Origin of the sequence: Formosa sp. A9, from assembly GCF_051200825.1 — a bacterium.
Lineage (GTDB): Bacteria > Bacteroidota > Bacteroidia > Flavobacteriales > Flavobacteriaceae > Formosa.
This window is the reverse complement of record NZ_CP195158.1, coordinates 401,883-416,645: the sequence shown is the minus strand read 5'-3', so window position 1 is coordinate 416,645 and position 14,763 is coordinate 401,883. Positions and strand designations below refer to the sequence as shown.

Sequence of the window (14,763 nt, the reverse complement as noted above, 5' to 3'; positions counted from 1 at the left end):
TTGTTTTAGAACTTCAAGGTTAGACCAACCAAGAAATTTCTAGTCGCTTGCGGATAATATCCTGCGCCTTCTATTGTGGTTACGACATCTGGATTCGTCCAAGTATCATCGTAAGTGTAGTAATAACCGTTAGACACGTATTCTGTTCCAAAAACATTATTTATTAAACCAGATACAATAATCGATTTAAAAATAGAGTTTGTTTTAAACTCGTACATGGCATTTAAATCGTTAACAAAATAACTATCCAACTTAGAAGTTTTGGAATCTGTATTTCCCATATACTGCTCGCCCACAAACTTACTTAAAAACGACACCTGAAAATGATCTGCTGGCTGATAAACTACAGCATTACCTGCCACAATTTCTGGTGAAAACGAAATATTTGTACTGCCAAAATTTTTCAACTCGCCATCAAAAGGAACAATCGATTCTTTTGTTTTGTTTCTACTTAAAGTAATATTTGGTTGTATAGAAAATGATCTTGACAAGGCTACGGCAGCTTCAATTTCCAAACCTAAACGATAACTTTCTCCGCTATTCGTTCTAATTGGATTACCAACATCGTCTATATTGCCCGTTAACACCAATTGTTCGTTATACTGCATGTAATATAAGTTCGCATTAAATCTGAAGCGCTTATTTTCGTGTCTCCAACCCAATTCAAAATCGTTTAATTGTTCTGGTTTTATATCTGGATTGCTTTGAAAATCATCTCTGTTTGGCTCTCTATTAGCCCTAGCATACGAAAAATACATATTGTTTTCGGGATTTAACTTAAAGGTTACTCCCGCCTTAGGATTAAAGAAGTTATAGGTTTCGTCGATATTAAAAGGCAACCTATCAGAAGTCATTCCCGTTGTTTTATAATCTACAAAACGCATTTGTAAATCGGCAAATAAACTCCAATTAGAATTTAATCTGTATGTTGCTTTACTAAACACACTAAAATCTTTCTTTTTACCATTACCATCGTAATAATGATCGCGAATCTCGCTATTACTTGCGTATTGCGACCAAATAATTTCTCCAAAATGATCGCCATCGTAATAACTATAAGAGGCACCAAAAATGGTGTTTACAACATCGTTTTTATAGTTTGCATTGGCATTAACCACATAAAAATCGTTATCTAACCAACGTCGTCTAATTAAATTGGTTTGCGTAATCGTTTCGTCGCCTATAACCACATTATCTAAACCGTAATCCTCAAAATTTTCATCTTCTTGATACTGTTCAAAATACCCTCTACCATAAGTGTAGTTAAGCCCAACATTAGTAGACCAATGGTTGTTATAACGCTCGTTCCAATGCAATTGATAATGGTCTTGCTTGTAATCATCTACTTCATTATCATAAAACTTAACATTACCATCACTATCGGTATACATACCCGCCGAATTAAAGGTTCTGTCGTTTTCTAAAATTTCCTTATCGATACCGTTCCAAGCCTGATAAGTATCTTCGTGACCTCCAAAAACAACTGCTTTAATTAAACGATTATCATCTACATACGACGCTTGCAAAAAGTACGATTTCAAATCGGTTGAAGCACGATCTATATAACCATCCGACTTAATAACCGACATTCTTCCGGCAAGTTCGATGTGATCGTTTAACGTACCCGTACTAAATTTTGCGGTATGTTTTTGGGTGTTGTAACTACCAAAACTATTAGATAATTCTCCCGATGCCTTTTCTGAAACAGCATCGGTTAACACATTAATACTCGCGCCAAAAGCACCTGCACCATTTGTCGAAGTCCCGACACCTCGTTGCAATTGAAGGCTTTCTACAGACGAAGCAATATCGCCCAAATTCACCCAAAACGTCCCTAAACTTTCGGCATCGTTATACGGAATACCATTTATAGTTACATTAGTAGATTGTGCACTTACCCCACGCACCCTAATACCTGTGTAACCAATACCAGCACCGGCATCGCTAGTAGTTACTACCGATGGCAAAAAATTTAATAACACCGGGATATCTTGTCCTAAATTACGCTTAGCAATGGTTTCTTTACTAACGTTAGAATGTGTAATTGGAGAGGTAGCATTTACACGCACTGCATTTACCAAAACCTCATCTAAAGTTTCAGTAACAATATCGGTTGAATCTTGTGCTATTGTATTTTGAGACAACAGATTTAATGAAAGCCCTAAACAACATATTAAAGAAAAAACATGTTTCATTCGAAATACGATTATATCGAATAAAAAGAGGTCCTTATCCTAAAATTATTAATTGATTATTTTACAACCCTACACAGATTACTCTTCCCCATTAGGTTGTATTTTCCCTAAACAGCATTACCTGTTCTAGGTTCTACGGGTATGATCTCAGCTTTACAAATTAAACGTTAAACATTGCAGACATTATTTAAACTATATCTACCTACGGTGTTTACTTTTAACTGTTTTAGCACCCCTTTATTGAGAACGCTGCAAAGGTAGCAACATTTATTAATATAACTTAACTTTAAACTAACAATCGACTATTAAAAAGTCTGAAAACATTATTCGATATTAGGTTTTCGGCGGGTAGATTTAATATCGGAACGCAAACGCTTACTCTTAAGTCTTTTTTTGATAACCGACTTTGGAATTTTTGTGGGCTTTCGTTTTTTTTGAACTTTTAATGCCTCCTGAAGCAGTGCCATAAACCTATTTATAACCAACTTTTTATTGGCATGCTGACTTCTAGAATCGTCGCAGTGCAAAACCAACACTTGTTGTTGCGTTAATCTGGATTTTAAATTTTGAATAAGACGCTCTTTTTCGACCTGACTTAAAACCGCCGATTCCGGAATATTAAAACTTAGCACCACTTTAGAAGCTACTTTATTTACATGCTGCCCTCCAGCACCAGAACTTCTTATGGCTTTAAATTCTAATTCCGAAATCAGTTGGTTTTCATCTAGCATATTATATTTGGTGAGCCGGTTTTAATAAATCGGTTACCGTTTTTACAGGGTTAAATGTTTTAAGTGGCACTTCTACAAAAATAGTATTCCAATTAGCCATAGAGCCATTCCACAATCCAGGTAACTCCAATGCCAAAAGTTCTTGCCCTGCTTTCGTTTTTTGTGTAATAAATCCGGTATTAGGGTCAACGTATTTCAACAAATCGAACCCTTCGCCTTTGTAATTTTTAGTCCCACAAACTAAATCCACCGGGTTAAAATGTGTTGCGTTTCCTAAAATTTCTTTCTGAACTTTGTTCTTTTTGTCGATTTGCGCAGACTCTACAATTTGTAACGATTCGTTACCTCTGTGATCGAGCACCCAAAATGGCCCTCCACCTGGTTCGCCTTCATTTTTAACCATTCCACACACGCGAATTGGTCTATTCAATTTTTCTTTTAAGTATTCTATCTGATATTTTAATGAATATTTTTCGAATTCTTCTGAGATATCAACATTCAATTTCTGAGCTAAAAACTCCGCAACTTCTATCAGTTCGTTTTCCTTTAAATTTCCTTCATCTAAATCGTTTAAATACTTAAAAGCTTGCTCCTGGCGATCAAGCAAAACTCCAGCCAACATTTTTTTATACGCAACAATACTGGTTTTTAATTCTGAAACCACCACATTATCTATATTTTGAATAAAAATAACATCGGCATCCAGATCGTTTAAATTCTCTATTAACGCCCCATGCCCAGAAGGTCTAAACAACAAACTGCCATCGTCTTCTCTAAACGGCTCGTATTCTGGCGTTAGCGCTATGGTATCTGTAGATTGTTTTTGATAAGAAAAGGAAATATTAAATGCTGTTTTTGTAGCCGCTTCTACCAATTCTTCAATACGCTTAAACTCGGCATCGAATTTATGGTTATGCACTTCGGAAATTGTAAAATGTAGATTTGCAGTTTTATTAGTTGAAGCATATAAAGCCGATTCGAACAAATGCTCTTCGAAAGCTGTTGTAATACGCTCGTTATACTTATGAAACGGCAACAAACCTTTTGGGTAAGACCCATAATTTAGGTGCTTTTCGTCTAACATTGTTTTTACAAACAACCATTTTTGCTTGTCGCCATCATAGGTCTTGTAATCTGGATAAGCCTTATGGATTTCCTCCATTACCAAATCGTAGAATGGTAATTTTTCTAAACCTACCAGAAACAGCGATAAATCTAGATCTTTGTGTTTATTTATGTAAGAGTTTAAAGATTCGTCGCCATCTGGATTATGATTATTTACATAATTAAATAGCGTTTTAAACATTCTGGTTGCTGCACCAGATGCAGGCACAAATTTCACAACATTTAAACTATCTCGCTTATCGTCGTAAATAGCGCCGTAATATTTTCTATCAGCTTCTGTTAATTTTAAAATACCATGAGATATGGTAGCCGCCGAAGCCAATTTAACAAATGGAATACCGTCTCTAAACTGATTAATTTGCTGATCTATCTTTTTTAAAGTTAAACCTTTATTGTCAATTTGTTTTAAGTCTTGTTCTGAAAAATTCATGATTAATTTTTTAATATTTTATCGATATGTTTTACCGCAAGGTTAAAGCGCTCCTCGAACGTTCCTTTTAGCAAAACATGGGGTTTATTGTATTGATTTAAAGCCGATTTAAAAGCATTGAACATAGTTTCTCTGTCGTTAGGTTTATCCCTTACCTTATCGGCTTCCCATGGCACATCTATATAAGTTAACAGATATAAATGATATGTATTTTCTGAAGCATATTTTGTTAACGCCACATCGGAAAACCCTTTGTAATAAGCTTCTGCGTATACTTTTGTTTCTAACAAATCGGTATCGCAAATTAACACTTTTTCAGCTTGTTTAGCGAATGTATTTTCTAGAAGTATTTGTCCTTTTGCAATAGGCAACACATCGTTTTCGCTAAGCAATTGGTTGGCTTCTAATTTTTTTTCGGCATATATTCTAGAAAATTCCGGCACAAAAAGCGTATTATAATGCGTCGCCAGCTGTTTAGCCAACACCGTTTTTCCAGTTGATTCCGGACCAAACAACACTACTTTTACACAATCTGACTGCTCTTGTTTAAGCTCTGTTTCCATTCGCGATAGCCTTGTATTGCTAATATAGTAAAGATTATGTATTGAACAGATAAAATACCCAATCCGCGGTAAGCGTATAATGGTACGGTAATAATATCTGCAAAAATCCAAAGTGTCCAGTTTTCTATTTTCTTATTGGCCATATACCACATGGCTGTAAAAAAAATACCCGAAGTAAATATGTCTATATAGTTTGTAATTGCTATGGTATAGCCAGCGCCTTTATAAACCAGATAAGTGACTACCATAGTAGCAAGACACATTATTACACCTATTATTTTTTCTTTTGTATTGGTTCTGGATATGGGTACAATATATTCGTCGCCTTTTTTTCTGGACCAATTCCACCAACCATAAATACTCATAATCGAGTAATACACATTCATTAACATATCGCCAAAATAGCCTGCTTTGTATAATAAAAATACTGTAATGGTGGTTGCAACCAAACCTGTAGGATAAACTAAAATGTTTTCTTTTTTAGCGTAATACACACTTAACACGCCAAAAACAAATGCTACAGTCTCTAAAACAATATATAATGCTGGTGTACTTTTATAGGGCTCTATAAAAAAATCAAAAATCTGCTGCATAATCGCTTCTGTCGCTTTTTACAACCTTCATATTTACCAAAACATGATCTAATTGTGAAAAAGAAGTTTTGATGGTTTCGGTTAAAAAAGGCATTACAGCATCGTAATCGCCATAAACTTGTGTACTTAACGGGTTTTCTAACACAGTAAATTCTGATGCTCGTAATTGTTTTATAAACGTTTTGATTGGTGTTTCAAAATCGTCTTGAAGTGGTGTTAAGGTTAGTTCCACAGAAATTTTCATAAGGCTTCTATTTGTATTAATTGGCAAACAACTTTTTTAAGCGTTGCTTTCCAAAAATACTAATGATTTCAATCTTTCGAGGGTGAAATTTGAATTATTTTAATCTACCAGCGTCTTAATTCGTATAAGAAATCTTCATTCTCTTCGATAGCCGATCCAATAACTACCATGTTAGCCCCTGCCCTAAATGCATCGTCTAACTGTATTTTGGTCTTTATTCCCCCGCCGACTATTAATGGAATAGTTAGTTCGTGCTTTACAGCACTTATTACTTCGGTAGATACTGGCTGTTGCGCACCACTACCAGCCTCTAGATACATTAAACGCATGCCTAAAAGTTCGCCTGCCAAAGCGGTATTTACTATCGTATCTATTTCTTTGGTAGACATGGGTATGGTTTCGGTAACTTCCTGCACCGTAGTTTTAACTCCGTTTTCAATCAATAAATATCCTGTAGGAATAACCTCTAAGCTGGTTTCTTTTAAATACGGTATGGCCTGCACGTGCTTTCCTATTAAATACTCTGGATTTCTACCAGACATTAGCGATAAAAACAACAAGGCATTTGCTGCATTTGTAATTTGAGCCACATCGCCAGGAAATAAAATTACAGGCAAGGTGGTATGCTTTTTTATTTCTAGAACCAATGGTTCGGTAAGGTCTTCTGGCACTGTACTCCCTCCTACAAAAATATAACTAGCTACAGAACGATTTACTTTTTTTATAAAAGGTTTTACGCTATCCAGTTCCATTTTTTCGGGATCGATTAAAATAGCGAGCTGTTTTTTATTGATAAAAATATTATGAAGGATATTATTTAGTACATTTTTCATTAGGCTATAGTATAAACACAAGTAAAGTCCTCGAATTCTAAATACCGAACTTGGTAACGACACTTGTTGGTTTTATAATCAATCCAAGCTATTGTATTTCGTTCCTGCAACGAAAAAGGAATTACAAAAATATGATCGTGAAAACTCAATCCAGGCGTGGCAAATAACTTGTAAAGCGCTTCTTTAGCTCCCCAAATTACAGTTAGCATTCTTACATAATCTTCATGATCGGGATTTAAGAAATCGAATTCAAAATCTATAAACTTACGCGCAATTAACCCTATTTTATCCCGTTGCTTTTCAATATCTATCCCAACCTCCTCATCACTAACAATAACAGCCGAAAATGTAAAAGAATGTGTAATAGAAATATGCTTACCATCTTTTAAATGTGGCTTCCCATTATGGTCGTAATACAAGTCGAAATCGTTATACCCAAATAAATCCAAAAGCTTTCTCACGCTTAAAAAACCGCGTTGGTGCAACTCACTTTTCATACCCAAAACCCGATTTAAACTTTCGGGCTTTAAATTAACTTCCTGAAACAAATCAGTGTACGACTCTGTAATCTTCCAAATTCTAACTGTAGTTCCTAAATTTGGAGTAATGGTTTTATAAAGAGGCATTTACTTTTTTGAAAGTTATTGGTTATCTTTGCACTCGCTTTAAGCAAAAACATTAAGGCTTAATATGAAATACAATTTTTTTATAGCGAATTTAACTAAATTAACTGCTAATATCAAAGTTGTAAAGCCATAAACCTTTAGAAAATAACAAAACATGGATACAAAAACTGTTGGTTACCTACCAAATAAAGTAAAAGATCTTTCGCTAGCCGATTGGGGAAGAAAGGAAATTGAATTAGCCGAAGCAGAAATGCCAGGCTTAATGAGCTTACGCGAAGAATACAAAGACAGTCAGCCATTAAAAGGCGCTAGAATTGCAGGATGTTTACACATGACCATCCAAACCGCAGTATTGATTGAAACTTTACAAGCCTTAGGAGCCGAAGTAACTTGGAGTTCTTGTAACATTTTCTCTACTCAAGACCAAGCCGCTGCTGCAATTGCTGCTGCAGGAACTGCTGTTTATGCATGGAAAGACATGACCGAAGAGGAATTTGACTGGTGTATAGAGCAAACACTATTTTTTGGTGAAGACAGAAAACCTTTAAATATGATTTTAGATGATGGTGGAGACCTTACCAATATGGTTCTAGACCGTTACCCAGAATTAGTAGAAGGTATTAATGGACTAAGTGAAGAAACCACTACTGGAGTACATCGTTTATACGAGCGTATGCAAAAAGGCACACTTCCTATGCCAGCAATTAACGTAAACGACTCTGTAACCAAGTCTAAATTCGATAACAAATATGGCTGTCGCGAAAGCGCTGTAGATGCTATTCGTCGTGCAACCGATGTTATGCTTGCTGGTAAACGCGTAGTCGTTTGTGGTTATGGCGATGTTGGTAAAGGTACAGCCGCTTCGTTTAGAGGTGCTGGAAGTATTGTAACCGTAACCGAAATCGATCCGATATGCGCCCTACAAGCAGCTATGGACGGATATGAAGTAAAACGTTTAGAAACGGTTGTAGGTAAAGCCGATATTGTAATTACCACTACAGGAAATAAAGATATTGTTCGTGGCGAACATTTTGAAGCCATGAAAGATAAAACCATAGTTTGTAACATCGGTCACTTCGATAACGAAATCGATATGGCTTGGTTAAATAAAAATTACGGCAACACTAAAAATGTTATTAAACCACAAGTTGATAAATACACTATTAACGGTAAAGACGTTATTATTTTAGCACAAGGCCGTTTAGTAAACTTAGGCTGCGCTACCGGGCACCCAAGCTTTGTAATGAGTAACTCGTTCACCAATCAAACCTTAGCACAAATAGAACTTTGGACCAACAAAGATGCCTACGAGAATAAAGTATATATGCTACCAAAACATTTAGATGAAAAAGTTGCTAAACTGCATTTAGAAAAAATTGGTGTGGAACTCACTGAATTAAAACAAGACCAGGCCGAATATATTGGTGTAACTGTAGAAGGACCATTTAAACCAGAATATTATAGATACTAGGTTTTAGTAGTTAGATGTTAAGTATTGAGATACTAGAATCTGGAGTTTAGAGACTACTTTAAAAAAGAACCCCTTTAAGTATTAAACCTTAAAGGGGTTCTTTTTAGTATTGAGTTTCCGCTTAGCCTTATGGAATCTAAATTATCCTAGAGACTTTATTTCTTTGTCGTAGTGCTATTTTAGACCATTTAAAGATTCGAACCTTCTGGAAACACAAAAAGTCCTTACAAAAATGCAAGGACTTTTATATTCTAAAATAACTGTTTCTTAAGCCTCGAAAGGTACTATAGAAACATAAGACTTGTTGTCTTTCTTCTTTGTAAATTTAACAACACCATCAACTTTAGCGTGTAATGTGTGGTCTTTACCAGCGTACACATTTTCACCTGCGTGGTGTGTATTACCTCTTTGTCTAACGATAATGTTACCTGCAATTGCAGCTTGACCACCAAAAATCTTAACGCCTAATCGTTTCGATTCTGATTCTCTACCGTTCTTAGAACTACCTACTCCTTTTTTATGAGCCATTGTCTTAAGGTTTTATATTGTTAATAATAATGAAACAGAAAAATTATTTTTCAATTCCACCGTCTAATTTGTCTTGTAACGCTTTTAATTCATCCCATTTACCAGCAGCAGCTAACTCAGCTTGTTTTGGCCAAGTATCTGTTACTATATGAGCTAATCTTGAGCTTGCTTCAGTTAACACTTCGCTTAATTTTTCTGGCGATGTTTTAGCAACTTTAGCAAAAGTATCGATTCCTGCATTTACTAAAGCTTCTGCGGCTTTAGGCCCTGCACCTTCGATTTTCTTTAAATCATCTGCTTTAGCAGTTTCTTTTTTTGCTTTTTTAGCTGGAGCCGATTTTTTAGCACCAGAAGCAGCAATACTTTCAATTACGATTTCAGTAAGAGCTTGACGGTGACCATTTTTAACACGGTAACCTTTACGTCTTTTCTTTTTGAAAACAATAACTTTATCACCTTTAAGGTGCTTTAAGACTTTTGCACTAACTTGTGCTCCGTCTATAGCTGGGGCGCCTACAGTTACATTGTTACCGTCACCAATAAGTAATACATTATCGAATGATACTGCATCTCCTTCTTCTGATGCTAAACGGTGAACAAATACCTTTTGGTCTTTTTCAACTTTAAATTGTTGCCCTGCTATCTCTACAATTGCGTACATAGCGTAACGTTTTATTTAATTAATTTTGTTCAAAAAATTGCGCCTACCTTTCGGCTTAGGCGGGTGCAAATATACATCTAATTAATTAAACTACAAACGTTTTATGTGTTTTGAAATATTTTTGTGCTCTTTTTAAAATATTGCATATTAGCTAAGGTTATCACCACCGAAGATGAAAACCCTTCTAACAACAGTATAAATATTAACAATCCACCTCCCTGATTTACATTATGCAACCAGTCGCGAAGCAACATGTCTTTAAACCCAGTATCTATATGAAATAAATAAATGGCCATAAATATGGCAAACAGAATGGTTGACACAAAGCCTGTTATCAGTCCTACTTTAAACCCGTTTACATAGCTAAAGTCTTCAACATATTCATCTTTGTAATCGCGTATTGCAGAAAAAATACCAAACGCGACTACAATACCGTTTAATACCCTAAACCAAGGATTTTCGTGAAAATCTACTGTTCTTAATGCTAAAAAATAAACTATTAATGCCACTGCAGTATAAATTGCATACTTTACAGCTAGTCTTACAGAATTTTTCATATTGTGTTTTTTTAGATTAATTACTCTTAAATTTCGCAAAAAATATCTACTTAACCAATTATTAACTAACGAATTATAAGCTCAACTAAAAAACTTAACACCTTTTAACAACTTTATTTAAATCATTATCTACTAACACACAACCTTATTTTTTATTAGCCAAATACACACCAATTAAAATCAATAGCGCGGCAAAAGCCTGTAACACACTAAAGCCTTCGCCATCTAAAACACCCCACGTTAATGCCACAATTGGCATTACATAAGTTACCGACGATGCAAACACCGGAGTAGCTAACTGTATTAACTTATTAAACAACACTTTTGCTAACGCTGTTCCAAAAAACGATAATATAAAAATATAACCCAAAGCTTTATGCGTTGCGCTATCGTACATCGTATTACCATTAAAAAAGCCAGACAGCAACAACACTAAAATGGCGGGCAGTATAATAGCAGCAAAATTACCTGTAGCAATGGTTAATGGCGTTAAATGCTGTAAATGTCGTTTAATAATATTTACATTAAAAGCATACATAAGTGTTGCCAGCACAATAAAACCTGCATATAAATAATTCTGACTCGGGTTTAAATCGGCGCCTTCTAACACCAGTAATGCAGTTCCTAAAAACCCCACAACCACACCTACAAGCTGCTGTTTTGTAGATGATATTTGAAACACAGCCAAGCCCACTAAAATAGTTTGCAAAGGCACTAACGAATTTAAAATAGAAGCAATAGCACTATCGATTTCTGTTTCGGCAATGGCGAACAAAAAGGCTGGCAAAAAAGATCCTATAATGCCCGAAATCGCCACCCATTTCCAAGCACGCTTGTCAATTAACTTTAATGTTTTAAACCCGGGAACAAATAACAAACAGGCTGTAAAAATAGTTCGTAAAGCTCCTAATTGATAAGGCGAAACACCTAACAAGGCCTTTTTCATTAAAATAAAGGAGCTTCCCCAAATTACAGACAACACCGATAAATAAATCCACTTTAACGCATTTGCACCCATACTCAGTCTTTTTTGCAAAAAAAAGACAATTCAATTAAACCACGTTATTTTTAGTATATTTGTTACTTATCTTTCTATTACCTTTTTGTATGAAACATTTAAAATATTTTTTCGTCGTTTTACTTATTGCAACTACAACAATTGCCTGTAAGAACGATGCAAAACCAGAATTAAAAACGGTAGAAGTTGAAACCACTACCGAAAAGACATTAGACCCAAATGCCACGTATGCTAAAGCGGAATTTACCATAGATGGCATGACCTGTGCCATTGGTTGTGCAAAAACCATCGAGAAAAAATTATCGAATACCGACGGTATAAAATCGGCTACTGTAGATTTTGACAGACGTTTGGCTATGGTAGAGTACGACAATGCAAAAGTTACAACTGCAACGCTTGAAGAAACTGTTGCTAAAGCCGGCGACATGTACACAGTTAAAGACATGAAGACCGTAGATTCTTTTTCAACCGAAAAAACCTGTGCTGCCGACTGCAAAATGGCATGTTGCGCAGAAAAATCTGAAGGTAAAACCACAGCTTGTAAAGCTGATTGCGAAAAAGCGTGTTGTAAAGACAAAACAACTGAAACCAACACTACCGCCGCTGCATGCTCTGCCATGGGCACGAAAGCGTGTTGCACCGCTAAAGCTAAAGCTTAAAAAAATTAAATACATCAAAAAATCCCGCTTATTATTGTAATAAGCGGGATTTCATTTTTATAAATATTTTAATAAAAGACTACTCAAGCACAATTAAATTATCAATTCGAGATTACTTCCAACTCACTGTTTCCATAATATGCTTAATATCTTTTTCTAAATATTTAGCAGCCGGCAGAATAGAATCGTAATTAGGTTTGGTATAAAAATACAGCGAACCTGTTAAGAAATGAGTTGTACTATCGGTAACATAAAACTGCGATTGCGAGGCTGCGTTTCCGCCAACTTCGTAAAACATGCCATATACGTTACGCTGTTCGTTTATATAAACTTGCTCCGAAATTTCATCAGCCTTTATCGCATGCTTTTGGGTAAAGTTTTGGGCATCGCGCAAATACTTCATTAAATGCTCACGATTGTCCTGCACCGGTTTATAGGTTAAATATATTGTGCCTTTTAACGCAGGATACTCTACAGTAACACCATAATTGTCGGGGCCTGGCATGCGTTTAACGACAACGTCTTTCGCCAAGTCGTTTTTCTCGAAACTAAAAGGTACATTTAACTGCACGGGGTTATAGCTAGCCTCTGGATAGTTTAAGCGCAAATAGGCATTAGGCTTCGGGGTTGGGGTTTCGCCGCAAGACACACATAGCAACAAAACGCTAAACGCGACAAAATATAGTATTTTAAACATATTAGTTAATGGTAACTTTTACTCGTTTTATTCGTTTTTTATCTAAAGCTTCAATAGTAAAAACGTAATTTTTGTAATTTATTTTAGAATTTAGTTTAGGAAAACTACCTGAGTGCTCTAACACAAAACCTGCAATGGTTTCGGCTTCTCCCTTTTTTTGTTCAAAAACAGTATCGTCTTCGACTTTAATAATTTTATAAAAATCCTTTAATGGTGTTTTCCCTTCAAACACAAAATTTTGGTCGTCTAGTTTCGAGTAGATTAAATCTTCATCGTCAAATTCATCACTAATATCGCCTACAATTTCTTCAATAATATCTTCTAAAGAAATAAGCCCCGAAGTTCCACCATACTCATCTACCACAACTGCCAGATGCACTTTTTTCTCTTGAAATTCTGCCATTAAATCGTCTAACTTTTTGTTTTCCGGCACAAAAAATGGTTCACGCAATAGAGTTTTCCAATCGAACTGTTTTCGGTCTACATAAGGCAGCAAATCCTTTACGTACAAAATACCTTTGATATTATCGATATTATCCTGATACACTGGAATTCTGGAATATCCATTTGCCACTATTTCGGGAATGATTTCGTTGTACTTTAAATCGACATTTAGAGCAAAAATATCGATTCTTGGCCGCATAACCTGCTTGGTATCTGTGTTTCCGAAGGACACAATGCCCTGTAATATTTTTTGTTCCTCTTTAGTGGTATCGTCATCGCTGGTAAGTTCTAAGGCTTGAGACAATTGATCGACACTTAAATTGGATTTCTGTTTTCCTAATTTTTCGTGAATGGCTAGAGTAATACCGCGCATTGGTAAACTTAACGGCGAAAACAGCACATCTAAAACTTGAAGCGGAACAGCCATAAATGTGGCAAATTTCATTTTATTTCTGCTGGCATAAATTTTAGGTAAAATTTCACCAAATAACAAAATAAGAAAGGTAACCAAAACCACTTGTATAATAAACCGGAGAACTCCAGAAGCTATGCCACTAAACAAAAAGTCGCCTAAAAAATCGAATAAAATAACAATGGCGATATTTATAAAATTATTGGCCACCAAAATAGTCGCTAGCAACTTTTTGGGGCGCTCCAACAATTTTGCTATAATTTGTATGGATTTGGAATCTTTTTCTAAACCTTCGTCGATTTCGGGTTTAGTTAACGAAAACAAAGCGACTTCGGCACCAGAAATTAAGGCCGAACCTATTAATAAGAGACACAACAATAAAAAGCCAATTACCATAGAAATGTTAATGGCCGACAACATACTTAAAAAACTCGAGGAGGGATCAGGGTCCAAATGCTAATAAAATTGGTTAAACAATTAAAACGGTAAATCGTCTTCTACGTCTGTATTTTCGATTTTTGATTCCGGTTTATTTTCTATAGGTTTCGGGGTTTGCGTGGTATTTTGATTTTGGGCAGCACTCTCTTTTTTGGTCGTTAAAAACGTAAAATCTGTGCATTGAATTTCTGTTGAGTAGCGTTCTTGACCATTATCGTCTTGCCATTTTCGGGTTTTAAGTCTACCCTCTACATAAATTTTATCGCCCTTACTTAAATATTTTTCGCAAATTTCGGCACCTTTATTTCGCACTACAATATTATGCCATTCGGTATTAGTTATGCGCTCATTGGTTTGTTTACTCATATAGGTCTCGTTGGTTGCTAGCGGAAATCTGCCCACACAGCCACCACCTTCAAAATAATGCATTTTTACATCGTCGCCTAAATGACCAATTAACATGACTTTATTTAATGTTCCTGACATATATATTGTTATTACGAATTCACAAAATTACACTTTGTGTTTCAACTTTTTT

The 14,763-nt window shown here is 35.5% G+C and carries 17 protein-coding genes; 2 read left to right on the top strand and 15 right to left on the bottom strand.

Annotated elements, in window-relative coordinates:
• Window positions 1-5: 5 nt before the first annotated feature.
• The 8 genes from ACR9EA_RS01670 to ACR9EA_RS01635 all read right to left on the bottom strand — a co-directional run bounded on the left by ACR9EA_RS01670 (window position 6) and on the right by ACR9EA_RS01635 (window position 7,340).
• Window positions 6-2,195, bottom strand: a complete 2,190-nt coding sequence (locus tag ACR9EA_RS01670; protein ID WP_435136594.1) for a TonB-dependent receptor — start codon at window positions 2,193-2,195, stop codon at window positions 6-8.
• A 323-nt stretch (window positions 2,196-2,518) separates the two neighbouring features.
• Window positions 2,519-2,926, bottom strand: coding sequence for an alternative ribosome rescue aminoacyl-tRNA hydrolase ArfB (gene arfB, locus ACR9EA_RS01665; RefSeq protein ID WP_435136591.1), 408 nt, complete (start codon window positions 2,924-2,926; stop codon window positions 2,519-2,521).
• 1 nt (window position 2,927) lies between these two features.
• Window positions 2,928-4,481 (bottom strand): DUF4301 family protein, encoded by a 1,554-nt coding sequence (locus ACR9EA_RS01660; RefSeq protein WP_435136588.1) that lies wholly within the window; start codon window positions 4,479-4,481, stop codon window positions 2,928-2,930.
• A 2-nt stretch (window positions 4,482-4,483) separates the two neighbouring features.
• Entirely contained in the window at window positions 4,484-5,044 is a 561-nt protein-coding gene (locus ACR9EA_RS01655) for an AAA family ATPase (protein ID WP_435136585.1), read from the bottom strand.
• Window positions 5,005-5,637, bottom strand: coding sequence for a nicotinamide riboside transporter PnuC (pnuC, locus tag ACR9EA_RS01650; RefSeq protein ID WP_435136582.1), 633 nt, complete (start codon window positions 5,635-5,637; stop codon window positions 5,005-5,007). The genes ACR9EA_RS01655 and pnuC overlap by 40 nt, the downstream gene beginning before the upstream one ends.
• A complete protein-coding gene (locus tag ACR9EA_RS01645; RefSeq protein WP_435136579.1) occupies window positions 5,621-5,881 on the bottom strand; it encodes a thiamine-binding protein in 261 nt (86 codons plus the stop codon). The genes pnuC and ACR9EA_RS01645 overlap by 17 nt, the downstream gene beginning before the upstream one ends.
• Window positions 5,882-5,985: 104 nt before the next feature.
• The gene (locus ACR9EA_RS01640) at window positions 5,986-6,714 is read right to left on the bottom strand and encodes a geranylgeranylglyceryl/heptaprenylglyceryl phosphate synthase (RefSeq protein ID WP_435136576.1); all 729 of its coding nucleotides are present in this window, start codon (window positions 6,712-6,714) and stop codon (window positions 5,986-5,988) included.
• On the bottom strand, window positions 6,714-7,340 hold the full coding sequence (locus ACR9EA_RS01635; protein ID WP_435136573.1) for a 4'-phosphopantetheinyl transferase family protein: 627 nt from the start codon (window positions 7,338-7,340) through the stop codon (window positions 6,714-6,716). The genes ACR9EA_RS01640 and ACR9EA_RS01635 overlap by 1 nt, the downstream gene beginning before the upstream one ends.
• A gap of 154 nt (window positions 7,341-7,494) precedes the next feature.
• On the opposite strand from ACR9EA_RS01635, the gene ahcY reads away from it, so the two are divergent.
• Window positions 7,495-8,811, top strand: a complete 1,317-nt coding sequence (ahcY, locus tag ACR9EA_RS01630; protein WP_435136570.1) for an adenosylhomocysteinase — start codon at window positions 7,495-7,497, stop codon at window positions 8,809-8,811.
• 267 nt (window positions 8,812-9,078) lie between these two features.
• Here ahcY and rpmA read toward each other — a convergent pair whose 3' ends face one another.
• The 4 genes from rpmA to ACR9EA_RS01610 form a co-directional block, all read right to left on the bottom strand.
• Window positions 9,079-9,339 carry a 50S ribosomal protein L27 gene (rpmA, locus tag ACR9EA_RS01625; protein WP_435136567.1) on the bottom strand — a complete coding sequence of 87 codons (261 nt, stop codon included), beginning with the start codon at window positions 9,337-9,339 and terminating at the stop codon, window positions 9,079-9,081.
• A 43-nt stretch (window positions 9,340-9,382) separates the two neighbouring features.
• Window positions 9,383-10,000, bottom strand: a complete 618-nt coding sequence (rplU, locus tag ACR9EA_RS01620) for a 50S ribosomal protein L21 (RefSeq protein WP_435136564.1) — start codon at window positions 9,998-10,000, stop codon at window positions 9,383-9,385.
• Window positions 10,001-10,101: 101 nt separating this feature from the next.
• Window positions 10,102-10,557: a DUF4199 domain-containing protein gene (locus ACR9EA_RS01615; protein ID WP_435136562.1), complete on the bottom strand. Its 456-nt coding sequence runs from the start codon at window positions 10,555-10,557 to the stop codon at window positions 10,102-10,104.
• Between the two features lie 145 nt (window positions 10,558-10,702).
• On the bottom strand, window positions 10,703-11,575 hold the full coding sequence (locus ACR9EA_RS01610) for a DMT family transporter (protein ID WP_435136559.1): 873 nt from the start codon (window positions 11,573-11,575) through the stop codon (window positions 10,703-10,705).
• An 89-nt stretch (window positions 11,576-11,664) separates the two neighbouring features.
• Here ACR9EA_RS01610 and ACR9EA_RS01605 point away from each other — a divergent pair, with 89 nt between their 5' ends.
• The gene (locus ACR9EA_RS01605; protein WP_435136556.1) at window positions 11,665-12,234 is read left to right on the top strand and encodes a heavy-metal-associated domain-containing protein; all 570 of its coding nucleotides are present in this window, start codon (window positions 11,665-11,667) and stop codon (window positions 12,232-12,234) included.
• A gap of 112 nt (window positions 12,235-12,346) precedes the next feature.
• On the opposite strand, the gene gldD is transcribed toward ACR9EA_RS01605, so the two are convergent.
• From gldD to ACR9EA_RS01590, 3 genes are read right to left on the bottom strand one after another with little or no spacing between them, the layout of a single operon-like run.
• Window positions 12,347-12,931, bottom strand: coding sequence for a gliding motility lipoprotein GldD (gene gldD, locus ACR9EA_RS01600; protein ID WP_435136553.1), 585 nt, complete (start codon window positions 12,929-12,931; stop codon window positions 12,347-12,349).
• A gap of 1 nt (window position 12,932) precedes the next feature.
• Complete coding sequence (locus tag ACR9EA_RS01595) at window positions 12,933-14,240, bottom strand: gliding motility-associated protein GldE (RefSeq protein WP_435136550.1); 1,308 nt, start codon at window positions 14,238-14,240, stop codon at window positions 12,933-12,935.
• 24 nt (window positions 14,241-14,264) lie between these two features.
• Window positions 14,265-14,711: a single-stranded DNA-binding protein gene (locus ACR9EA_RS01590; protein WP_435136547.1), complete on the bottom strand. Its 447-nt coding sequence runs from the start codon at window positions 14,709-14,711 to the stop codon at window positions 14,265-14,267.
• Window positions 14,712-14,763: the final 52 nt, after the last annotated feature.